Raw genomic sequence first — 21613 nt, 5'->3', positions numbered from 1 at the left:
AATGTTTGCGTCAAATAAGTTCAAGAAACCAGCAGCTCGCTCTTTATCTATTGGAAGTTTGATTATCTTCTTACTTCTTACCGGAATATATTTATATTTTCTTCATACAGGATCGGCAAAAGTATGGCTTGAATCCATTCGTCATCTCGGTGTTTTCGGGATATTGTTAGGTATTTTGATTCAAACGGTTGTCAATGTAATACCTGTGCCTGGCGAATTTGTTTCTCTTTTTCTTATCGAAATATACGGTGCAGTTGCAGGTGGGTTCTATTCATGGATTGGCGGAATCTTAGGGGCAGTCCTTGCGTATCATCTATCTAATTGGTTCGCTCGTCCAATCGTTGAATCATTGGCTAAACCTTACTTGGTAAAAATAGATCGTTGGCTACAAAAACAAGGAGTTACGGGGCTTTTGATTCTGCGTTTTGTGCCGTTAGTTCCTTATCATTTTGTCAACTATACGGCAGGTATATTAGGCGTAAACAGAAGGGCTTTTATATGGACGACCGCCTTAGGGATATTGCCTTATACCATATCGGTAAGCAGCCTATTTGCAGGGGTGCGTTATGGAAGATTCATTCCTTTTATACTTGGCGGCGGACTTTTTATCTTGTCTTTTCTCTTAAGTATTGTCTTACGAAGAAAAATGGATTAAGGCTCTTATCGAGCACTTCTAAAATGAAACACTGCAAGAACAAAAATGATAGAAAGGGGATCGTGTAGGAAATGGTCAAGGTTATTTTATTGGTGTTGCTCTTATTAGTATTATACTGGCTTGTTCCATATATTCTTACTACCGGTTTTGGTATCGGGGTAGTAAAAAGGAAAGATTCTTCTGCAAAAATTGCTTTTACTTTTGATGACGGTCCCAATCCTATTTATACTCCGCAGCTATTGGACTTGTTAAAAGTAAATAATATAAAAGCGACATTTTTTGTCGTTGGTTCGAAAGCGGAACAATACCCTGAGTTAATTGAAAGAATACAAGCAGAGGGGCATTTAATAGGAATGCATAATTACGTGCACAAGTCCAACTGGATTATGGCCCCTTGGACGATAAGGGGGCATTTAAGGAAGAGTGCTTCCATCATTGAAAACATTACTGGGGAACGCCCCGTCTATTATCGTCCGCCATGGGGATTATTAAATGTATTCGATTTTTTTCTAATGAAAAAGTATAAGATCATCCTATGGTCGGTAATGGCAGAGGATTGGAGCAGTAAAGGCGGCAGTGAAAAAATTAAAACAAGACTATTACGGGATATCAAAAATGGGGATGTCATCCTCTTGCATGATTGCGGAAAAACCTTTGGAGCGGATGAAGATGCTCCTATGAATACCATTGATGCATTAAAAGATGTCTTTAAAGAACTATCAAGCCGAGGTATGTCTTGTGTAAGAATGGATGAATTGTAATTGTATCTGGAAAGATGCAGAAAGAAAGCAGCCGCTAATGGCGAGGGTTATTTAGGGAAAAACGGTGTTGCATCGTGTAATCGCAATGGCGGCAGGAGGTATGGATACCCTTCCTCATAACGGAGCAGTTATAACTTTGCTTGCAGTTACAGGATTAACGAACCGAGAAGCTTATAAAGAGATTTTTGGCATTACTGTGATTAAGATGTTAGCTGTTTTCGGTGTTATTGGAGTTTATCTGGTATTTTCTATTGTGTAGGCAGGAGACTTCATAGCTATCAAGTTAAGAGTATGGATAATTTTAAACTAAACAGCCATCGTTTTATGGGTCTTCCATGAAACGATGGCTATTTTTATGCCTTCAATGAATAAAGGAAGTGATGGGAATATATTTATTGCTGTTAATGAGCCCAACCTGCGAATCAAATAGGGCTTGTTGAAGGTACAATTGAAAAAGAATATAAAGGCGAAAATATGGTAGGCGGCACAGTCACAAATCATTACAAAAATAAAAAATGACTACTACAAGAATACCCAGAAGAAATCACATCGTAGTAATTTTAAAAAATGAATTACTAAATTTCCCCTTCTATCTTTATATGTATGAAAGAAACGGCAACTTCATATTTGTCTTCAAAGATGGAGAAATTATTATATGTAACACAGTTAAGCGCCTTGAGGAGGTACAAAAAAGAAAAATAAAAGATTAGGAATTTTATAAAAACCTCATTTTTAAATATGGTATAATTTTCATAGTTTGTAAAATTATAAAGGGGTCACGGGTTTTTGAACAAACTCTGAAAGACTGAACAGAAAAAGATAGAGAGGATTTAAGCGATGGGACAATTTCAAAGTAATTTTCAAACGGCAGAACAAATCGCAACGCAAATGGGAACAGCTGCCGATACGATTCAAAGTGCCGCAAATAGATCCATAACCAAATCAGAACGTACAACGTTAACCGTTAACTCCAAAGCACAAGAAGCAAATCAACAAGCTTTACATTTAACTAAACAATTTTATGACGCCTTTCAACAGGGAATCAATAACATTCATTCTGTAGTGAAAGAATTTGAGCGAATGGATAACGAACTCTACAAAAATTTTAATCAATCTTCTTTCATGAAAAATCCTTTCGCTGATACGGTAACCTATGCAAACGCAAAAAAGTAGGAGGAAAAGATGAGTCAAGCAATTGAACAAAAAATCAATGAATTGAATCGTAATTTAATAACTATCTCCGAAAAACAATCGCAAAATCAACGCGCTATTCAAAAACAAGAACAAACGGAAGCAGATTTTTATGAATGGAAAGGTCGAAGCTATCGTCTATTTAACCGTATATTAGAAGCTTGGCATAATGATAGAGAACTAGGACAATTCTTTCATCATCTGCGTCAAGATGCTGGGCAAATTGAGCGAAAGCTTACCCACGAATTGGAAGACCAAAAAGAAGCGTTGCTAAAGGAGAAACAACACCTAAGCCATCTAGAAAATGACCTTCACCATCAACGTCAAAAATTAGTACAGGAGGTGAAGTCATGAGTTTAAACATGTATCTAGGAGAAGTACGAGCTCAATCACAAAGTATGAATGCGTTGTGCGTTGCAACCATTCAAGGCATGGAACAAGCCATCAATTCGATTGACGCTTTTGTCTTCGATTCTGTTTTGCAAGGACAAACTTACGACAGTGCAAAAACATTCTTTGCACAAACTTTTCGCACTTTAGCGCAAGGGATTATTTACTTATGTGAAGAACTAATTCGTCAAAATGATGCCTTTCCGAACGACTTTCAATCACAAGTAGCCTCAACAGATGTCATCGAGCAAGAAATACGAGATCAAATTCGAGAGCTTGAGCAAGCAATAGCAGCATTGGAAGCAATGAGTGAAGACATGCCGGGCGCGCAGGCGATGCTACAGATTTATTATGCGATGCTACGAAAGCTTCAAGAAAAGTTGGAACATCTGTATGCATTCAATTATACTTCTAGTAGTAACTATGATACAGCACTCCAACTAGCTGCCAGCGTCGCGCAAGGTCTTGCGCAAGTTCAAGGCGGGAAAGGTTTTAATGCCGCAAGCGGTACATTTAGTATACAAGAATTGAATATGGGATGGACGGCGTCTATTCAAAAAATTACAGAGGATAAGGCTCGTCAAGCTGAGGAAGAGAGTAAAAAAGGTGAATCGTTACTTGATAAATTTAAGGATGCTGCTGAGGACGGAATAGAAGCGGTAGGAAAGATCGCCACACTCTATCATAACTACAGAAAAGGACAACGTGAAGCTGTCATAGATGAACTCAAAGGATTGGTAAATACAGTCTTACACCCAATAGATAGTTTTGAAAGTGCTATGTATGCTCTTTCTCATCTAGACGAAACATTCGATGCTGTAAAACAAGCTATTTCTAATTCATGGAATCAAGATGTTGTAAATGGAGATTGGAATAGCAGAGCTAAATGGGTTGGAAATGTAGAGGCACAAGCTGAGTTAGCGGTTGCTCAATTACTTGTAGGAACAAAAGGTGTAGATAAAATTTCAAAATTAGGTACAGTTTCAAAGTTGGGTGAAGTTTCAAAAGTTAGTAAAAGTGTAAACTTCATGCAGGGTGTAAAAAACGTAATGAATTCCGATAAGTATAGGCAATTCGTTGACAGGTTGAATAATATTCTAATGCCAAAAAACCAATTTGCTTATGCAGGTGGAAATGTTGTAGACTCTTTCTCGGATAGCACTACTTTTAAACAAGTTAAGGAAAAACTATCAAACTATCAATTTTTTAAAGGTAAGGGTACAGTTAAAATTGATTACGATTTAGCTAAAGATTATATTAGAGATGTAGAGTCAAAAACAGGATTGAAGCTTCATAAAAACCAAGTAGAACAATTAAAGGCTGCTCTAAGGGAACATAAGTATGAAAAAATGACGCCATTAGAAACGTTAAAACACAGAAATAAATTTAACAGTGTGAAAAACAAATTGATAAGTGAATGGGAAGAAAAAACAGGGCAAACATGGCCAAGATATACTGAGGAAGTTTATGATAAAAAAGGTAGAGTAGTAAGGGATATTGGGCAACCCTATGATGCACATCATATTATAGAGAATAATTTTGGTGGGCCTCATGAATGGTGGAATATACATCCTGCTAAATTTCCTGATGAACATCAGGCAGGAATTCATGGTAAAGGGTCACCATCAAATAAATTATTTCCAAGGAGGTAGTTTTAATGGCTACATTTGATTTTATAAAAAATAGTCATCATAAGTTTTTTAAATTACAAGAAAATGAACTTATAGTGGCAGAAGAGAGACTTGGATTTGCGTTTCCTAATGAACTTAGAAATTTTTACTTAGAAGTTGGCTATGGTTTTATAAAAGGAAATAATGTGGATGCAATAAATAGAATAATGGATCCAGATACTATAGCAGATATTACGTTGAGAGAAGGTATTTACGAGTTTGATCCAGATTTAGAGGGGATATACGAGGAAGAAGATAAATTGGTTTTTTATGAAGTAAACGAGGGTGTATATTTAACACTTGATTTGAATACTCCTCAACAAACTCCTGTATATTTTTTTGAGACTCAAATAGCTGATTCATTGGAGGAATTTATACGGAAAATTAATCAGGATACTGAATACTTTGTGGATATGGTTGATTAATACTCTAGTATAGATTAAAAGTCTACAGTAATAAGTAAACAAACGAGATTGGTTATAGTAACTTTATAAGTATTATAGTCATACTTACACTCAATGTATACTTTACACACGAGAATGACGAAGTTCGTGGTGCTAAAGTTAAATATACACTGACACATAAGACAAGCAAACGAAAAAGCACTTATTTTTGAAGTGGACAGAAAAAGAATAGGCTGTTAAAAAGTATATACCTCATGATGGTTGTACCATCATAGAGTATTACGTGCAATGATAGAATAGAAAAAGAGGTACGAGCTTAGGCGAGATGATATTTTACTGGGTGATGAATATAAACACATGGAAAGTATATTAAACTAACGAACTCGTACAAGCTCGTAAGTTTTAATGTAGTAGTTGTCATGACATACAAAAGGTGTCATACTGTTACTACAAAACTTACAAATTTATGCTACTTAAAAATAAATGAACTTAAAGCACTTGATTGTCTAATATAGGCAACAAGTGCTTTTTATTTTAAGATTACAACATAGGGTACGGGTAAAGAATATAAAAACTATAAGGATGCGGAATATACTAGAATAACGGATTATCAATATGCCGAAAAGTATAAAAGAAGGATATATATTTACGTATGAGGTGGGATGGGATCTCACTCAGAAATTTACTCATTAAATCAAGCGTTACTTGAAAATCCACAAGCAAGTGCTTTCAATTTTATCACTCATGTAGTGCGGTCTGGTGAAAAATTGAATCTGGCTGGTATGATGATGCCAACTTGCCCACATTGTAATTTTATTACTGAAGGATTTGAATTTAGTTCAGAGGTGAAAAAAGTTGGAAGATAAGATGGATGTACTAAGTAAAGAATATGTATTAGAACATGGTATAGATTTTGATGAGGAATTATGGTTTACCTCATACAGTGATGAAGTGTTAGATAACCCAGAAGATGAGGATGGAAAACCTTTTATTGGTTTAGCTTATGAGTTATATGACAATGGGAATTTAGCGTATTACTGTTATTATAAGAATGGTTTTAAAGAAGGTAATTATGTTAAATTTCACCACAATGGAAAAGTAAAATCTACAGATTACATGATAAAAGGACAAACAAGAGGTATAAGAAAAATTTGGTATGAAAGTGAAGAACTCAAATATGAAGGAGAGTTTAAATTTGGCGTTTGTTTAAAGTATACTGAATGGGATAAACAAGGGAATATAATTAGGCAAAAAGTTTCTCCAACAAAAGATGAGTTAGAACTAATTACCCGATTCACTGATCGTGATAATAATGAATAATTTTGATGAAAAGAAAGTAATACAAGAGTTTTCAAAAATTCAAAGTGAATTATTGCCTAAAATTAAATTAGAAAATAATTTTCAAATAGAAGAGATACAATTTATTGCAGGGGTAGATTTAGCTTACTGGGATGTAAATAAAACGACGTATGGTACATGCTGTATTGTAATTATTGATTATAGTACAAGGGAAGTTGTCGAAAAAGTGTATAGTTATGGAGAAATAACAATTCCCTATATTCCTGGTTTCCTTGCATTTCGAGAGTTACCTTTAGTAATAGAGGCAGTAAAAAAACTAACGAAGCAACCAGATATATATATATTTGATGGCAATGGGTATTTACATTATCGTCACATGGGTATTGCCACCCATGCATCCTTTCTTTTAAATAAACCAACGATTGGTGTGGCAAAAAGTTATCTTAAAATTCAAGGTGTAGATTTTATTATGCCAGAGAATCTAATAGGTTCTTATACTGATATTGTAATAGATAATGAAATCTATGGTCGAACCTTGAGAACGACAAAGAATGTTAAACCCATTTTTGTTTCATGTGGGAACTGGATTGATTTAGATACAAGTACTGAAATTGTTATGAACTGTATAAATAATGAGAGTCGTTTACCTATTTCTGTAAGACTAGCAGATTTAGAAACTCATAAAATGAGGAAGCAATTATTACAAGGATAATATAGAGAATTAAGGCATTGAATGATTATAAACTTTTTAATAAATAAAATAGTGTATTCTACATTTATTAGGCGACAATTATAATGAACGTAGATAATAAATCAATGCCTTCATACAAGTTTGTAAGCTTTAACGTAGTATTTGTCACAATATATATAGGCTGCCGTGCTGTTACCATAAAATTTATAAATTTAATGCTACTTAAAAAAACATAAACTTAAAGCACTTGATTATCTCTTATGGGCAACAAGTGCTTTTTATTTTAAGATTACAACAAAGGGTACGGGTAAAGAATATAAAAACTATAAGGATGTGGAATATACTAGAATAACGGATTATCAATATGCCGAAAAGTATAAAAGAAGGATATACATTTACGTATGAGGTGGGATGGGATCTCACTCAGAAGTTTACTCATTAAATCATGCGTTACTTGCAAATCCACAAGCAAGTGCTTCAAATTTTATCAGTCATGTAGTACGGTCTGGTAAAAAATTAAAACCGGCAGGTATGATGATGCCAACTTGTCCACATTGTAATTTTATTGCTGAAGGATTTGAATTTAGTTCAGAGGTGAAAAAGATTGGAAAATCAAATTGATATATTAAGTAAAGAATATGTTATAGAACATGGGACTGACTTTGACGAAGATTTATGGTTTACATCTTACAGTGATGAAGTTCTAGATAATCCTGAAGATGAGAATGGGAAACCTTTTACCGGTTTAGCTTATGAATTATATGATAATGGTAATTTGATGTACTATACAAATTATGTAAAAGGCTTTATAGAGGGCGAGCTAATAGAGTTTTATAAAAATGGAAATTTAAAATCAGTGAAAAATTTAATTCATGGACAAAATAATGGTACCGAAAGAATCTGGTACGAAAGCGGAGAATTAAAATTTGAAGGAGAATATAAATTTGGTATAGCTCTTCATTATATGGAATGGGATGAAAAAGGTCGTATCATAAAACAAAAACTTTCTCCTACAGAAACAGATTTAAAATTGATTGAATCTTTTTCTAAAAGTGATACTCAATGAAGATGGCAGGATTACAAAGTGATAGTATAAGGAGGATATTATGGTATTAGAACCACTTTATGCAGAAAATATTATAGTAGCAGTCATCTATAATAATGAATTTAAATGGTATGTAACAGATAAAGAATTATGGTTTTTAGATTATAATAAATTAGATGATGCATATGAAAGTTTAGGCATAAGCATTGAAGATAATGACGAAGCTGAAGAAAGAAATGGAATAAAAGTATTAGATAATGAAAATGTAGAAGTCTTTTTACCAAGGATTAATAATATATAACAACTAAAGAGGAATTAAGTTATTTATTACTTGAAAATATTAAAAGCAAAATTGAAGGAGAAGATTTATTAGATTTTAGTCCGGTTTTACTAATTAACTTTGATGATAAAATACTATATTCAATGTTTCCAGAGCCAGCATCATATGAAGAATATGTACCAAAAGGTTGGAATGGTAAATATGAAGATTTTACTGAGTTAATACCTAAATCGGAGAAATACTGGATAGATGAGTATAATAATAATCTATTTTTACTATAATTTAAAAGGGAAAAAGATGGTGATAGAATGAATAATGAAAATGTAGTAACTATATTAAATGAAATTTCTCTTCATTAGACACTACATTATAACTACTATAGGTATGAACTTTTATAAACAGTTCAACTTTATTGTAAATCTATAAAAAAGACTCTCCAAAGAAATAAGTACTATTACAACTTTAAAGTAATAATTCTTATAACCTGAAAAGTCTTATCTATCATTAAAGAAAGCCTTATATCAAATTATGATTTATATAACACTCTTGAAAGGCTCTTTATACCATCTTCGTTTATACGCCATTTATTGTCACCATTACTATGCATTTCAATTGTCTCTGACTTTTCAGTAGAAGATACTCCCGCCTCAGGCAATAGCGAAGACATGTAATCAAATGATTGTTTCGCTAATTCAGGATAAGCTATGCCAGGATTTTCACTTTGGATTCTTTTTTGTTCGTCTTGAACTTTTACTTTTATACTTGATAAATCAAGCGGTTTTGATTTTATCTCTACTTCTGCGGTTTTCCCTTCTTTATCAATGGATACTACATTCGTTTCAAATTTTACATTTTTTTGTAGTGCTGTTTTGAAATTTTTAAAATAATTATTCATGGATTCTTCTGTAATACCAGATGTAACAACAGCAGGCGTCATGGCTGAGGTAACGGATTTCTCAAGCGTTTTATTGAATTGCTTACCATCTTCCCCTGTTAATTCAGTCATTTTATCTAAATCTTTATCATAAAAACCTGCATTTAAGTAAGCTGTCAGTGCTTCTGCTGGTCGATTCAATTCTTTTCTTTTATCTGCAAATCCCTTACTATCAATTATAAACGTTGTTTTTTCCTCTTTTGCATTTTCATCTCCTATATCAAGACGTTTTTTATAGACTAATTCATAAGATGATGCTTCTTTAACATCAAAATATATTGCACCCGATACTTTTTTATTAGGCTCAATATTTTCTATATTGAAAGGATATTCTCCTTCTTCATATTTCGAATATGGCTTCATTTTTTCGTCTTTTACATATAATGAAAAATCATCCTTTGAGACTTGTAAAGTTTTCTTCCCTAGGTTTTTTATGCTGATGTTTACTTTAAGTACCTGACCGTTCATTGGTTTTTTGTCACTATTAGATAAAGTGTATTCCGCACCTCCTATTGCTAATTCATAGCTTTTACTCTTTTTGCTTTTTGTAACATTCTTATCTTTTGATTCACTTCCCTGCTTTACTTCGGCTGAACCTTTTGATGAATTACAAGCGCTTAACCCACCTATAGTGAGTGTAGCTAGTAAACTCACACTGACTAATTTCTTGAAATTCAATGTACTCTCTCCTATCCCTTTTTCTATTTATTATCCAAACGAGTAATATTATACCATATTTCCATTTATTTCTTTTTACATACTGGAAAACTTCTATATAATAGCTGGCACTGGCAGCGCAAAAAATACTTCCCTTCCAACACCTTCTGTTCTATATGTTGTTTTAGAATAAAGTTTAATCAAAAACACCCTACAATCCAGTGTTTTACAATTAAAAAAAGAATCCATTTTGAAAAAAGTTGATCAAAATTACACACAAATGGCTCTAAAAACATATTGTTTTTAGAGCCATTTTAATAGTGATTTAAAAAAAAGATTATCCAGTTATTTGAAAGGATTTGTTTTAATTAGATTCCTGTCGTAAAGTTCGAAATGCTAATGCACCTGAAATGATTTGTAAAACAACTGGAATAGATAATAAAAATAATGATAAAACTAATGATATTACACTTAATACAATCATACAAATACCATAAACTATATTATTTGTTTTATTTACACAACAAGTTAATACTAATAGTCCTATTTGAATAATTAAGGCAATACCAGAAGTAATAATAAGATATCCATTACCTCCGGAACTAGCGTAGGAAGCACTACCAATTACAACAAATAAAGAAATTAAGAGTCCTAAGATTCCTCCGATTAAGCCGATTATAAATTCTACACTGCGTTTCAAATTACAATACCACCCTTCAAAAATATTAGTTAAGTTAATTTAACTTTTTTACATATATTAACTATCGTTTTAAAATAGCGGAGTATTATAAATTAGTCTATTTAAATATCCGTTAGTGATAATGATCAATAGTTCCTTTTAATAAATATATATCTTAAAAGTCCGTATTTCCTATTATGTCAAAATAAAGATGATTTGAAAAATCACCCAATCTCCAATAATTAATGGATAGTAATTGGATTTGAGGTTTAGTTTAAATAATGAAAGAATAGGATATTATTTGTAAACTAAACAGAAAAATGATGGGATTTGAAAGTAACAGCCCATGACAGTTGTATTATTATAGGCTGTTAGAATAAGACCATAATAGGATCAGAAGTACAAAACTAAGGCGAGATGCCGATATGACATAGCGCGGGCACTTAAACTAACGAACTCGTACAAGTTTGTAGGCGTAAACATACTACTTTTTAAGACGTATAAAAAGTGTCATAGGGTCACTATAAAATGATTGTACTTACAAAAAAACGTATATGTACTTATAAACTTGAAGTACTTGCTTATCTACCATAGACAAGCAAGTGCTTTTTTCATATTTAAATTGACATGTAAAATTATAACATATATGGTAAGTATAGTGCGTAATTGTAGGTATTTTAAACATTTAAGGGGGAAATAACCATTATTTTGGTCTAAAACAAAGGGGAATAGAAGATGTTAACTAATACAAGTGCAGACAAAACATTCGATAAACTAATGGTAGAAGGTGAGACTTATGTTCATTACTTCTACGTTATGAAAATGGCATCTCATTCTCAATACTTAGCTTATGGTTTGGGGGCAATTGGCTTAAATAAACATTACCTTGTAGGGTTCACAAATAAGAGAATCTTCCTAATAGAGTTAACTCCTGTAACTGGTGATACTACTGAAAATATTATTTACTTAGACTTAGATAAAGTAGAGAAAGTAAGTGTAAAGAGAGGCATCATTAAATCCAATGTCACTATAAAGTTAAAAGAGGACAAAGGGGTACTCGAAATGAAACCCAACAGTTTCACAATTGGTTTATCAAACCATAAAAAGAGCTTAGTTGAGTTAGAAGAATTGTATGGTCAATAAAAAATAATTGACGGCGACACCTGAGGTTTCAGTTATCGTTGATCTAATTAAACGAATAGGTAAGAGAGGGGTATTAAATTGTTACCAACAGCATTAGATTATGCAGTTAGAATTGTATTCTTTGTTCTTCAAACATTTACTATATCAATAGCATTAAAATATCTGATTCAAAAGAAATATATAAACGAGTCAGCGTTAATTTGGATATCTACGATTGTGACAATGATTGGTGCAGGGGGAATTATATCTTCAAACACATCTTTACATTTAACTCAAGAAACTGTAGGGTTTTTAGGCGTTAGTGTAATGTTAAACCAACTTCTTTTTCTATACTATATAGGATTATGGGCAGTAAAACGATTTAAAGAACTTAAAATATTAAATAAAGTACTTAAATTTATAAACATAGCGAATTTTGTGCTGATAAGCATCGTTTATATTGGTCTCTTATTGTTCTTTGTTTTAAGTTGGTTTGAATCTAGTTTGGAGTAAGACTTATAGTGAAGTATCAGTATTAGCTATTATATCTGGCCTAACATCTAGGGTGGGTACTTAACACTTATAAATATAAGGCTTCTAATTCAAAAGGAGTTATAACTATAACAAACATATTGAATGATACATTTTTATATAATTAATTTTAAACCGTAAAATACAATAGACAATAATAAGAATAGTTTTAGTGATAAAGATACTAACTAATATTATTAATAGTTAACAAGTATGAATTCTATATTTGTTAACTATTTTTTATGAAAGCGGAGACCTATCTAATTTTGGACACATACTATCCTTAACTCATTGTTTCATAGAATTGCTCTTTATTTTGTCAGGTTGCTTCTTTTTTCAATAGAAGACTTTGACGGTGAAGAAGGTGAGTGGTAGGATAAATAAGGAGAAAAGGAAAATAAAAACAAAAAAGGTAGGTATATCCATGGGAGTGAATAAGTTACTATGTTTTGCAATTCCATTAATGCTATTAGGGGGATGCGCAACAAATTCATCAGCAAACAAACCAAAGGATAAAATTGAAGCAAAAGAAGAAAATAAAGAGAAATTGACAAAAGAGAAGTACCCAATACGTATGACTGCTTTAGCATCTGAATTAATGCAGAAAATTTCTGAAATAACAGAAATGGCTATGGATAAAAACAAGGATGAAAAGACTCTAGCGAAAGAGATTTTAAAAGAAGAGAGTAATCTACAAAAAATCATTGCTAAGTTCCATAAAATTGAGCCACCTAAAGAGTTTGAAGAATCACATAAAACTATTTTAAAAGCAGTAGACTGTTACAGTAAAGCATACAAAATACAAGCTGATATCGTAAAGAGTGGTTCTAAAGATACGTCTAAAGCAAGTGAGTCAATGAAATTGATTAAAGAAGGTAATGAATACTGGGTAGAAGGTTTCAAACCGCTTCAAGACGCTCAATTAAATCAAGCAAACTCACTTAGCGATAAAACTGGAGTAAAATTCGATAGTCCCTCAACTTCTAAGTCTGACGGTACTGACATTAAAATCTCCGAAGAAGGTAAAGAGTGGCAAGGAGAATGGGGTAGTTATGTTGGTTCTGACTTCCGTAAGTCATTAGAATTCCGAGGTGACCATACATACACTGCATTTGATGATACAGGTAAGGGTTCTTATGAAGACAACCATATGTTAGGTGAATGGTACTATGATGCGGATACAAAAGAACTAAGTCTTAGTCCAACAGAGTTTGTAAGAAACGGAAAAAAGATTGACCCGAAAGACATGAAGGTATTAGTAAAATACAAAGTTAAGTCCTTTGATGGAAATCACTTCCATATTATAGACGAAAAAGGTACAGAAATTAAAGCAGAAAAGAAAAAGTAAATATAATGGGTAGTAGAAAACAATGAAAGCAAAGAAACTAGTAGGTTTAGCCATACCATTCCTATTATTAGTAGGTTGTGGGTAGATTCAACAGCAGATAAAACAAAAGATAAATAGAATCAAAGTCTGAATCAAAAGATAAAACTGATGGTAACAGTGTAAATCTATCTAAAGACGGGAAAGAGTTAATAGGTAAATGGGGTAAATATTACGGTAAACAATTCTATATAGGATTAGACTTTAAGAGTGATGGTTCATATGTAGCAACAGATGTAACAGGGGTAGATACGTATGATGAGAGTCACTATAAAGGTAAATGGAGTTATGTTTCAGACCTTAAACAACTTACTATGACTGTTGAAGAATATGTCGAAGTTGGTGAAAAGCGAGAACCTGACCAAAAAGAATTAAAAGTAATTGTAAAACGATTTGAAAATGGTAGGTTTGAGTTCGATGACGCTAATACAAAAGAACATATTAGTCTCGTAAAACAAAAATAGACGTAGTAAAAGGGGTATACGATAAGACATGAAAAGGAACAAAGTAGAGGATTAGGTCTTGAAAATCTAGTCCTTTATTCATGTGGAGGTATTTATTCGGCATGAAAAGCAAAACTTTAGGAACAGCTTCGTTTTTCATTTGGATATTAATAAAAATAAATATACATAATGTTAATTTTGTTAAAAAATGTTATTATTCCCTATGTAATATTGTTATTCATATAAGTGGTAACAAATAAATGGAAGGTAGGATTAAAATGATCAGTGACTTTAAAAAAGCAGCCTTATCTTCATTAAAAGGTAGATGGGGATTGGGAGCAGGGGCATCGCTTTTGTATCGTGTCATGTCCGCTGTTAGTGTGTTTATTGTAGGATTTTCAATTTTTATGCTAGGAGTTGTATTGGCTGAAATAATAAAGTCTAATGCCTTGATTGTAGAAGAAGAAACGTTAAGTACGGTACTTGCTTTAATTTTTGGATTTATTTTCGTTATTGTGTGTTTTGCTTTAATAGCTGTACAAAGCATTATGAATTATGGGTATTGTAATGTTACATTGCGTTTAGCGAAAAAAGAATCTACTACAATTGATGATTTATTTGAAGGATTTCGAAAAAAGAATGTATTTAAATCTATGAAGCTAGCTGTCTTAATGGGTGTATACGTATTTTTATGGAGTTTATTGTTAATTGTTCCAGGTATTATAAAATGTTTCTCTTATTCTATGGCTTACTATATTATGTTAGATCATCCAGAGTATACAGCGAGCGAAGCGCTTAAAAAGAGCCAAGAAATGATGAAAGGGCATAAATTAGATTTATTTATATTATCTTTAAGTTTTATCGGCTGGTTTATTTTAGGGATTGCTATTGCATTTTTTACATTTGGTATCCCGTTTCTTTGGATTTGTCCATATTACTTTACAACGGTATCGCATTTCTACTTAAATTTAGTGAATAGAGATACAGTTATGGAAGAGAAAACGGTTATCTAGAAGAGAATATTTACGAAGAAATTTCAAATAGTAACCGATTTATGCAAAAGAGATTGTCCAAAAAGTAAAAATTTTGCACAGTTTCTTATTTGGTATATAAAAAAGAACCGTCCTTTTTTGAGATGATTAAGTCACCACAAGAAAGGGACGATTCTTTTTTCTTATCGATTTGTTACAAGAGGAAAGCTTCTTCTATTTAATCTCACGAAGCATCCGCACCTTCAAACTGACTATTATAAAGCGAAGCATAGAAACCATTCGCCTTCAATAACTCTTCATGATTACCTTGTTCTACAATATCCCCATCTTTCATGACAAGGATTAAGTCTGCATCACGTATTGTTGATAATCTGTGAGCGATAATGAAGCTTGTTCTGCCTTCCATGAGGTTTTCCATCGCTTTTTGAATTAGTACTTCTGTACGAGTGTCAATCGAGCTTGTTGCTTCGTCGAGTATTAATATTTTCGGATCGGCTAGAAGGGCACGAGCAATTGTTAATAGCTGCTTTTGTCCTTGGGATACGTTGCTTGCTTCTTCGTTTAATTCCATATTATATCTATTTGGTAAAGCTTTTACGAAGCTGTGAACATGAGCTGCTTTCGCTGCTTCAATTACTTCTTCGTCCGTCGCATCGAGTCTGCCGTAACGGATGTTTTCCATGATGGAGCCGTTAAATAGCCAAGTGTCTTGCAGTACCATACCGAACATGTTGCGCAGGTCTTCTCGCGTGAAGTCTTTTATATCATGATCATCTATGCATATAGCACCGCTGTTTAAATCATAGAAACGCATTAACAGTTTTACGATCGTTGTTTTACCTGCTCCGGTTGGTCCTACGATCGCTACCTTTTGTCCAGGCTGAATATGAGCTGAGAAGTTATTGATGATGATCTTATCTGGATTGTATCCAAATTGAACATCCTTGAAGGTAACTTCTCCGTTTACTTCTTGCAGCTTCACTGGATGTTCTGCTTCTGGAATTTCCTCTTCTTCATCTAAAAATTCGAAAACTCTTTCTGCAGCTGCAGCTGTGGATTGAAGTACGTTCGCAATTTGCGCTACTTGAGCGAGTGGCTGCGTAAAGTTTCTCACATATTGAACAAAGGCTAAAATATCTCCAACTGCGATGGTTCTCTTTGCCGCAAGCCATCCACCTAAAATGGATACACCTACGTAACCGATATTACCGATAAACATCATAATCGGCATCATCATTCCAGATAAAAATTGAGACTTCCATGCAGAGTGGTAAAGGGTATCGTTAACCTCTTCGAATTTTTTTACTTCTTCTTCTTCAGTGTTAAAGGCTTTTACGATATTGTGACCACTATAGATTTCTTCTACTTGACCGTTCACGTGTCCTAAGTATTCTTGCTGGGATTTAAAGTATTTTTGCGATCTCTTTACGACTCCCATGATGAGCATCATGGATACTGGCAATATTAAAAGCGCTACTAATGTCATTTGCCAGCTTATTGATAACATCATGATGAGTACACCAATGATTGTAATAACCGATGTGATGATTTGCGACATACTTTGGTTTAAAGTCTGGCTCACAGTATCTACGTCATTCGTAATTCTAGATAATACTTCTCCATGTGTTGTTTTATCAAAGTATTTAAGCGGCATACGGTTAATCTTTTCATCAATTTCTTTTCTGAAATTATAAGATACTTTTTGTGCGACTCCAGAAATGATATAGCCTTGGATAACGCCAAACGCAGTGCTCGCTATATATAATCCAAGGAGGATTAGGACAATGTTTCCGATATAGGTAAAGTCAATTGCAGCACCAGGAGCTCCTGTTACTTTGCTTACGAGTCCTTCGAACAGTTTTGTTGTTGCTTTACCTAAAATTTTTGGACCTGCGATTGCAAAGGCAGCACTGCCTATTGCGAAAATAATGACAATCAGGATAGAGAACTTATATGGCTTTAAGTATTGAAGCAATTTATTCATCGTTTCCTTAAAGTTTTTTGGCTTCTCAATCTTTCTCATGGCGCCGCCCATATGACCGCCGCCACCAGGGCCAGGACCGGGACCAACAGGGCCTCTTCGATTTTCTATTTTTCTATCACTCATGACGAAAGTTCCTCCCTTGAAAGTTGTGATAAAGCAATTTGCTTATAAACTTCACAGTTTTCCATAAGCTCTTCATGAGTACCGATTCCTACAATTTTTCCTTCATCTAGTACAATGATTTTATCTGCATTCATGATTGTACTAATTCTTTGTGCAACAAGCAGAATAGTACTTCCTGAAATTTCATTGTTCAGGGCTCTGCGCAATGCTGCGTCTGTCTTAAAGTCAAGAGCTGAGAAACTATCATCAAATATGAATATTTCGGATTTCTTCGTAAGAGCACGCGCAATCGAAAGTCTTTGTTTTTGACCGCCTGAAACGTTCGTACCGCCTTGTGATATATCTGTACGGAAGCTTTCAGGTTTTGCGTTAATAAACTCCATAGCTTGAGCAATTTCTGCTGCTTTTACGAGTTCTTCTTCAGTTGCTTCTTTCTTACCGTATTTCAGATTACTTTCGATCGTACCTGAGAATAGAACTCCTTTTTGCGGTACATAACCAATTTTTTCTCTCAATTCCTTCTGTGATACTTCTCTAATATCAGTGCCATCTATTAATATTTGGCCGCTTGTTACGTCGTAAAAACGTGGAATTAAGTTTATTAGTGTTGATTTACCGCTGCCTGTACTTCCAATGAAAGCTGTCGTTTCTCCAGGTTTTGCGGTAAAGGTGATATTGGAAAGCACATCTTCTTCAGCGCCTGGATATCTAAAGCTAACATCTTTGAATTCAACGTAACCTTTTTTGTCTGAAGCGAATGTTTTTGGTTCTCGGGCGTCACGAATAGAAACGTCAGTATTTAACACTTCTGCGATACGTTGTGCGGATACAGAAGCACGTGGAATCATAATAGATACCATAGAAATCATTAAGAAGGCCATGATGATTTGCATTGTATACTGCATAAATGCCATCATATCCCCAACTTGCATATGCCCCATATCCACTTGGTGTGCTCCAACCCAAATAATAAGTACAGTAACAGCATTCATGATAAACATCATCATTGGCATCATAAATGACATTAAACGGCTTACAAATAAATTTGTTTTTGTTAAATCTTGATTTCCTTTTTCGAATTTCTTTTCTTCATATTTTTGATTATTAAAAGCACGAATAACGAGCATACCTGTTAAAGATTCACGAGTGATTAAGTTAATTTTATCTACTAACTTTTGGATACTCTTAAACTTAGGAATTGCGACACTAAATAAGCCAATGACTAAGCTTAAAATCGCGACAACCGCAACGGCGATAATCCATCCCATGGAAAGGTCTGTAGTAAGTACTTTGATTACGCCGCCTATGCCTAAAATCGGTGCATAGAATACGATTCGAAGCATCATAACCATAAGTGTTTGCACTTGTTGAATATCATTTGTACTTCTTGTAATTAAAGATGCAGTGGAAAACTTATCAAACTCTGCATTCGAGAAGCTTGTAACCTTCCGAAATACTTTCTTTCTAAGATCTCTGCCGAGTCCTGCAGCTACTTTTGCAGCAAGTAAACTCACGATAACGGTAGCGGCCATACTCACTAAGGATAAAAGCAGCATTTTCCCGCCAGAAGTAAGAATGTAATTTGTTTGAAGCTTATTCGTATTTATACCGATCGTTTTATACTCATTCTCAATGAATGCAACAGCTGACTGTGTTACCATGCTGCCTGGCATCTTCTTAAACTTTTCATCTGCCTTTTCTTTCATTGCATCAATTTGGCTTTGAGGCAGTTTAGAAATGACGGCAAAAGGATCTGTATTTGGAGGAAGATTCATCGGTGCTTTGTTGCCATTTGGCGCAGCGGATGTATTACCTTTTTCAATTCCCTCTGTAATTAAAATTGGTTTACCAAATAGATCGTTAAGTTCACTGATTGTATCCTTATTATTTGTATGTAGCTTATAAAGTGGTTCTTTATCAAGCTGTGGATAATCTTTCAAGTAATTTTGTAACTCACTTTTAGAAAGATCCTTCTTATCTAAAAGCACATAGTTATCATCTACTTTTTTCTTCTCACTTTCATTCATAAAGAGTGTGAGCTTATCCATCTCACTTTTACGAATGACCTGAGGTACTGCGTTTTCGACACCTTTTTGTTGAATCCCTACATTCACGATGTTAGACATGTAGTCTGGCAGTGATAGGTCACATATCGCTTGCACGGTTAAAAGACATATGACTGCAATGATTGAGGCAACAAATGGTTTTAAATGTTTGATTATCTTTAACATTTAATTCATCTCTCCATTTTCCTTTTCGAATTTTTTAGTGTTTACTTTATTCTTCATAGTAATTCATTTTACCCGCTTTTTATGTGCTTCGACTACAGATTAATTCTATGACTATATTAAGATGTAATGCAACTTTTAGGGTATAAATACAAATTAAAAACTAGAGGAGGATGTTGATCACATCTTTTGGATGGTTCACAAACTTAAATCATATATTTGCCCAGCTATGCGTGAACAGTAAAACCCTCACCTCAACATTTAGTGAAAGTTGAGATGAGGGTAGGGCAGTTCAATGAATGTTGAGGGTGCGTTCGATCAAATAATTTCTTCTTCTAATTTATCTGGAATCATAATGAAACAGCCGTTTTCATCCATATCAATTAATTTTTTTCTTTTTAACTGAGTAATTGTACGACTAATCGTTTCCCTCGATGTTCCAATCATATTGGCGAGTTCTCGATTGGTAAATTGAGTCGTTAATGTATATTTCCCATTTACTTGTATACCATTTGATTTACATAAACGAAGTAATAACTTAATAATTTGTTCATACGTATTATGAAGAATTTGCTCTTCTAATCTGTCTTGAAGATCCACAATTTTTTCTCCAAGAACCTTAAACAACTTTATACATAATTCAGGATACTGAATCAAAATTTTCTCAAAATCAGCGATTGGAGTAACAATTAATTGCGCAGACTCAAGTATTTCGGCATGTGCTGGGAAGGTACCTTTTCGAAAGAAACCAGCATGGGGGAACATTTCTCCAGCTTGAAGCACAGAAACAATTTGTTCTTTACCGGTTACATCCGTTTTTTGAATTTTCACCTTACCTGAGTGGATAAAAAACACGCGGTCAAGTATGTCACCCTGCATAAATACAAATGATTTTGCTTTATAAGTTCGCATTTGTGAAATATCGACAATAGGCTGAAGCTCTTCTTCTGAAAGTTCTTTAAAGAGGGAGACTTCCCGTAAATGCTGTTTGATCATGTCTTCTTTCATCTGTACAACTCCTTCATAAATTCAGGCATATTCTTTTTATTATAAAATTACACCAAGCCGTTCAATGAAGCTGTGATAGAAGTCATATTTGTGATAGAAAATGTGAACACTTTTTACAAAACGAAAAAGTGCGGTAAATATCATAAGGTAGTATAGCGTTAATTTGCTCTGTTATTCGCGGGGATTAATATCTGGATATTCCGATGTAAAAAATAGTTAACTCTCAGTAGGGGGATGAAGAAAGCCCTACTGCCAAAGGTTATCAAGATCTAATTTAATTAAAAAAATTGATTTATTTCTTGCATGAAACAAGAAATCTCATATAAGATAAAAAATATCAAAAAAATTTGATGAATGAGGTTGGATGATATGAACAAACGATTTGAACAATATGAGAAAAAATTTAAAGCTCTTGCAGATCAAAAAAGATTAGAGATTATGTATGAACTTTGTCAAAGAGGCAGAACTTGTGTATGTGATTTAACAGAAGCATTTGGCATGACACAATCTAAGCTATCTTACCATCTTAAAATCTTGCTAGACGCAAATTTGATAATCAAAGAAACAGAAGGCACTTGGAGTTACTATGATTTAAATGATACAGAAGTAAATAATCTATTATCAGAAGAACTTTGTTGCATTTTTAGAAAAACAGGAAAAGGAACTTGTTGCTAAATTTTTTAGACGATACATCAAATTTTTTTGATTAATTTTATGTAAAATCAAAGGAGGAATTTGTAATGAAATATGTACATGTTGGGATTAATGTTACAAATTTAGAAAAGTCTATTGAATTTTATGAAAAAGCATTTGGAGTAAATCCAGTTAAGGTGAAAAATGATTATGCAAAGTTCCTATTAAATACTCCAGGACTTAACTTCACTTTAAATGTAAAAGATGAAGTGTCTGGAAATCAAGTGAATCATTTTGGGTTCCAAGTAGAAAATGAAGAAGAAATAAAAATCCATAAGGATCGATTAGAAAAGGAAGGCTTTTTTGCAAGAGACGAGATGAATACAACATGTTGCTATGCTGTACAAGATAAGTTTTGGATAACTGATCCTGACGGTAACGAATGGGAATTCTTCTATACAAAGGCAGATAGCGATGTTCATAAGGTAGAACCTACATCTTGCTGTTAA

General features: G+C 33.5%; 22 protein-coding genes and 4 pseudogenes. 21 read left to right on the top strand and 5 right to left on the bottom strand.

Translation table 11 applies throughout. The annotated features are described in order from the left end of the window. The first annotated feature begins 1 nt into the window (after nucleotide 1). The 14 genes and pseudogenes from AB1279_RS19485 (at nucleotide 2) to AB1279_RS19420 (ending at nucleotide 8667) form a co-directional block, all read left to right on the top strand. On the top strand, nucleotides 2-655 hold the full coding sequence (locus tag AB1279_RS19485; protein ID WP_429760494.1) for a TVP38/TMEM64 family protein: 654 nt from the start codon (nucleotides 2-4) through the stop codon (nucleotides 653-655). Nucleotides 656-726: 71 nt separating this feature from the next. After that, the gene (locus tag AB1279_RS19480; RefSeq protein ID WP_429760492.1) at nucleotides 727-1416 is read left to right on the top strand and encodes a polysaccharide deacetylase family protein; all 690 of its coding nucleotides are present in this window, start codon (nucleotides 727-729) and stop codon (nucleotides 1414-1416) included. A gap of 64 nt (nucleotides 1417-1480) precedes the next feature. Further along, nucleotides 1481-1675 (top strand): annotated as a pseudogene (locus tag AB1279_RS19475) (GntP family permease); the annotation flags it as partial. Nucleotides 1676-2253: 578 nt separating this feature from the next. Further along, a pseudogene (locus AB1279_RS19470) lies at nucleotides 2254-2523 on the top strand (TIGR04197 family type VII secretion effector); the annotation flags it as partial. A gap of 75 nt (nucleotides 2524-2598) precedes the next feature. Further along, on the top strand, nucleotides 2599-2961 hold the full coding sequence (locus tag AB1279_RS19465; protein ID WP_429760491.1) for a DUF3958 family protein: 363 nt from the start codon (nucleotides 2599-2601) through the stop codon (nucleotides 2959-2961). After that, nucleotides 2958-4649 (top strand): T7SS effector LXG polymorphic toxin, encoded by a 1692-nt coding sequence (locus tag AB1279_RS19460; RefSeq protein WP_429760490.1) that lies wholly within the window; start codon nucleotides 2958-2960, stop codon nucleotides 4647-4649. Before AB1279_RS19465 ends, AB1279_RS19460 begins: the two co-directional genes overlap by 4 nt. A 5-nt stretch (nucleotides 4650-4654) precedes the next feature. Then, on the top strand, nucleotides 4655-5092 hold the full coding sequence (locus tag AB1279_RS19455) for an SMI1/KNR4 family protein (protein ID WP_078204167.1): 438 nt from the start codon (nucleotides 4655-4657) through the stop codon (nucleotides 5090-5092). A gap of 347 nt (nucleotides 5093-5439) precedes the next feature. Continuing rightward, nucleotides 5440-5674, top strand: a pseudogene (locus AB1279_RS19450) (hypothetical protein). 59 nt (nucleotides 5675-5733) lie between these two features. Continuing rightward, nucleotides 5734-5937 carry a hypothetical protein gene (locus tag AB1279_RS19445; RefSeq protein ID WP_429760488.1) on the top strand — a complete coding sequence of 68 codons (204 nt, stop codon included), beginning with the start codon at nucleotides 5734-5736 and terminating at the stop codon, nucleotides 5935-5937. A gap of 1 nt (nucleotide 5938) precedes the next feature. Next, entirely contained in the window at nucleotides 5939-6391 is a 453-nt protein-coding gene (locus AB1279_RS19440) for a toxin-antitoxin system YwqK family antitoxin (RefSeq protein ID WP_429761493.1), read from the top strand. After that, nucleotides 6384-7082 (top strand): endonuclease V, encoded by a 699-nt coding sequence (locus tag AB1279_RS19435; protein ID WP_429760487.1) that lies wholly within the window; start codon nucleotides 6384-6386, stop codon nucleotides 7080-7082. Before AB1279_RS19440 ends, AB1279_RS19435 begins: the two co-directional genes overlap by 8 nt. A gap of 390 nt (nucleotides 7083-7472) precedes the next feature. Next, nucleotides 7473-7682, top strand: a complete 210-nt coding sequence (locus AB1279_RS19430; protein ID WP_429760486.1) for a hypothetical protein — start codon at nucleotides 7473-7475, stop codon at nucleotides 7680-7682. Then, nucleotides 7666-8127 (top strand): toxin-antitoxin system YwqK family antitoxin, encoded by a 462-nt coding sequence (locus AB1279_RS19425; RefSeq protein WP_429760484.1) that lies wholly within the window; start codon nucleotides 7666-7668, stop codon nucleotides 8125-8127. The genes AB1279_RS19430 and AB1279_RS19425 overlap by 17 nt, the downstream gene beginning before the upstream one ends. Nucleotides 8128-8167: 40 nt before the next feature. Continuing rightward, a pseudogene (locus AB1279_RS19420) lies at nucleotides 8168-8667 on the top strand (hypothetical protein). A gap of 245 nt (nucleotides 8668-8912) precedes the next feature. Here AB1279_RS19420 and AB1279_RS19415 read toward each other — a convergent pair. Beyond that, complete coding sequence (locus tag AB1279_RS19415; RefSeq protein ID WP_429760482.1) at nucleotides 8913-9998, bottom strand: DUF5105 domain-containing protein; 1086 nt, start codon at nucleotides 9996-9998, stop codon at nucleotides 8913-8915. Between the two features lie 343 nt (nucleotides 9999-10341). Then, on the bottom strand, nucleotides 10342-10677 hold the full coding sequence (locus AB1279_RS19410) for a DUF4064 domain-containing protein (protein WP_429760480.1): 336 nt from the start codon (nucleotides 10675-10677) through the stop codon (nucleotides 10342-10344). A 714-nt stretch (nucleotides 10678-11391) separates the two neighbouring features. Between AB1279_RS19410 and AB1279_RS19405 the strand changes: the two genes are divergently transcribed. From AB1279_RS19405 to AB1279_RS19385, 5 genes are all read left to right on the top strand, one after another. Beyond that, nucleotides 11392-11799, top strand: coding sequence for a PH domain-containing protein (locus AB1279_RS19405; RefSeq protein ID WP_429760478.1), 408 nt, complete (start codon nucleotides 11392-11394; stop codon nucleotides 11797-11799). Between the two features lie 78 nt (nucleotides 11800-11877). After that, nucleotides 11878-12291 (top strand): hypothetical protein, encoded by a 414-nt coding sequence (locus AB1279_RS19400; protein WP_429760476.1) that lies wholly within the window; start codon nucleotides 11878-11880, stop codon nucleotides 12289-12291. Nucleotides 12292-12733: 442 nt separating this feature from the next. Continuing rightward, entirely contained in the window at nucleotides 12734-13657 is a 924-nt protein-coding gene (locus AB1279_RS19395; RefSeq protein WP_429761491.1) for a DUF7018 domain-containing (lipo)protein, read from the top strand. A 113-nt stretch (nucleotides 13658-13770) separates the two neighbouring features. Beyond that, a complete protein-coding gene (locus tag AB1279_RS19390; RefSeq protein WP_429761490.1) occupies nucleotides 13771-14157 on the top strand; it encodes a DUF3994 domain-containing protein in 387 nt (128 codons plus the stop codon). A 257-nt stretch (nucleotides 14158-14414) separates the two neighbouring features. Continuing rightward, a complete protein-coding gene (locus AB1279_RS19385) occupies nucleotides 14415-15149 on the top strand; it encodes a DUF975 family protein (protein WP_429761488.1) in 735 nt (244 codons plus the stop codon). A 202-nt stretch (nucleotides 15150-15351) separates the two neighbouring features. On the opposite strand, the gene AB1279_RS19380 is transcribed toward AB1279_RS19385, so the two are convergent. The 3 genes from AB1279_RS19380 to AB1279_RS19370 all read right to left on the bottom strand — a co-directional run bounded on the left by AB1279_RS19380 (nucleotide 15352) and on the right by AB1279_RS19370 (nucleotide 20471). After that, nucleotides 15352-17235 (bottom strand): ABC transporter ATP-binding protein, encoded by a 1884-nt coding sequence (locus AB1279_RS19380; protein WP_429760474.1) that lies wholly within the window; start codon nucleotides 17233-17235, stop codon nucleotides 15352-15354. Further along, nucleotides 17232-19466, bottom strand: a complete 2235-nt coding sequence (locus AB1279_RS19375) for an ABC transporter ATP-binding protein (RefSeq protein WP_429760472.1) — start codon at nucleotides 19464-19466, stop codon at nucleotides 17232-17234. Before AB1279_RS19375 ends, AB1279_RS19380 begins: the two co-directional genes overlap by 4 nt. A gap of 315 nt (nucleotides 19467-19781) precedes the next feature. Beyond that, entirely contained in the window at nucleotides 19782-20471 is a 690-nt protein-coding gene (locus tag AB1279_RS19370) for a Crp/Fnr family transcriptional regulator (protein WP_429760470.1), read from the bottom strand. Between the two features lie 369 nt (nucleotides 20472-20840). Here AB1279_RS19370 and arsR point away from each other — a divergent pair, with 369 nt between their 5' ends. Continuing rightward, on the top strand, nucleotides 20841-21146 hold the full coding sequence (arsR, locus tag AB1279_RS19365) for an arsenical resistance operon transcriptional regulator ArsR (protein WP_413789209.1): 306 nt from the start codon (nucleotides 20841-20843) through the stop codon (nucleotides 21144-21146). A 65-nt stretch (nucleotides 21147-21211) separates the two neighbouring features. Then, entirely contained in the window at nucleotides 21212-21613 is a 402-nt protein-coding gene (locus AB1279_RS19360) for an ArsI/CadI family heavy metal resistance metalloenzyme (RefSeq protein ID WP_429760469.1), read from the top strand.

The sequence above is a fragment of the Bacillus sp. S14(2024) genome (assembly GCF_050473785.1).
Lineage (GTDB): Bacteria > Bacillota > Bacilli > Bacillales > Bacillaceae_G > Bacillus_A > Bacillus_A yunxiaonensis.
The sequence above is the reverse complement of the archived record's forward strand: the minus strand, read 5'-3'. Positions and strand labels throughout refer to the sequence as shown.

Excerpts from the sequence above, each read along its gene's own strand:
- AB1279_RS19370 (WP_429760470.1), bottom strand. The coding sequence starts at position 20,471 with ATGAAAGAAGACATGATCAAACAGCATTTACGGGAAGTCTCCCTCTTT.
- AB1279_RS19435 (WP_429760487.1), top strand. The coding sequence starts at position 6,384 with ATGAATAATTTTGATGAAAAGAAAGTAATACAAGAGTTTTCAAAAATT.
- AB1279_RS19385 (WP_429761488.1), top strand. The coding sequence starts at position 14,415 with ATGATCAGTGACTTTAAAAAAGCAGCCTTATCTTCATTAAAAGGTAGA.
- AB1279_RS19455 (WP_078204167.1), top strand. The coding sequence starts at position 4,655 with ATGGCTACATTTGATTTTATAAAAAATAGTCATCATAAGTTTTTTAAA.
- AB1279_RS19445 (WP_429760488.1), top strand. The coding sequence starts at position 5,734 with ATGGGATCTCACTCAGAAATTTACTCATTAAATCAAGCGTTACTTGAA.
- AB1279_RS19405 (WP_429760478.1), top strand. The coding sequence starts at position 11,392 with ATGTTAACTAATACAAGTGCAGACAAAACATTCGATAAACTAATGGTA.
- AB1279_RS19460 (WP_429760490.1), top strand. The coding sequence starts at position 2,958 with ATGAGTTTAAACATGTATCTAGGAGAAGTACGAGCTCAATCACAAAGT.
- AB1279_RS19395 (WP_429761491.1), top strand. The coding sequence starts at position 12,734 with ATGGGAGTGAATAAGTTACTATGTTTTGCAATTCCATTAATGCTATTA.
- AB1279_RS19465 (WP_429760491.1), top strand. The coding sequence starts at position 2,599 with ATGAGTCAAGCAATTGAACAAAAAATCAATGAATTGAATCGTAATTTA.
- AB1279_RS19360 (WP_429760469.1), top strand. The coding sequence starts at position 21,212 with ATGAAATATGTACATGTTGGGATTAATGTTACAAATTTAGAAAAGTCT.
- AB1279_RS19375 (WP_429760472.1), bottom strand. The coding sequence starts at position 19,466 with ATGTTAAAGATAATCAAACATTTAAAACCATTTGTTGCCTCAATCATT.
- AB1279_RS19485 (WP_429760494.1), top strand. The coding sequence starts at position 2 with ATGTTTGCGTCAAATAAGTTCAAGAAACCAGCAGCTCGCTCTTTATCT.
- AB1279_RS19430 (WP_429760486.1), top strand. The coding sequence starts at position 7,473 with ATGGGATCTCACTCAGAAGTTTACTCATTAAATCATGCGTTACTTGCA.
- AB1279_RS19440 (WP_429761493.1), top strand. The coding sequence starts at position 5,939 with ATGGATGTACTAAGTAAAGAATATGTATTAGAACATGGTATAGATTTT.
- AB1279_RS19380 (WP_429760474.1), bottom strand. The coding sequence starts at position 17,235 with ATGAGTGATAGAAAAATAGAAAATCGAAGAGGCCCTGTTGGTCCCGGT.
- arsR (WP_413789209.1), top strand. The coding sequence starts at position 20,841 with ATGAACAAACGATTTGAACAATATGAGAAAAAATTTAAAGCTCTTGCA.
- AB1279_RS19480 (WP_429760492.1), top strand. The coding sequence starts at position 727 with ATGGTCAAGGTTATTTTATTGGTGTTGCTCTTATTAGTATTATACTGG.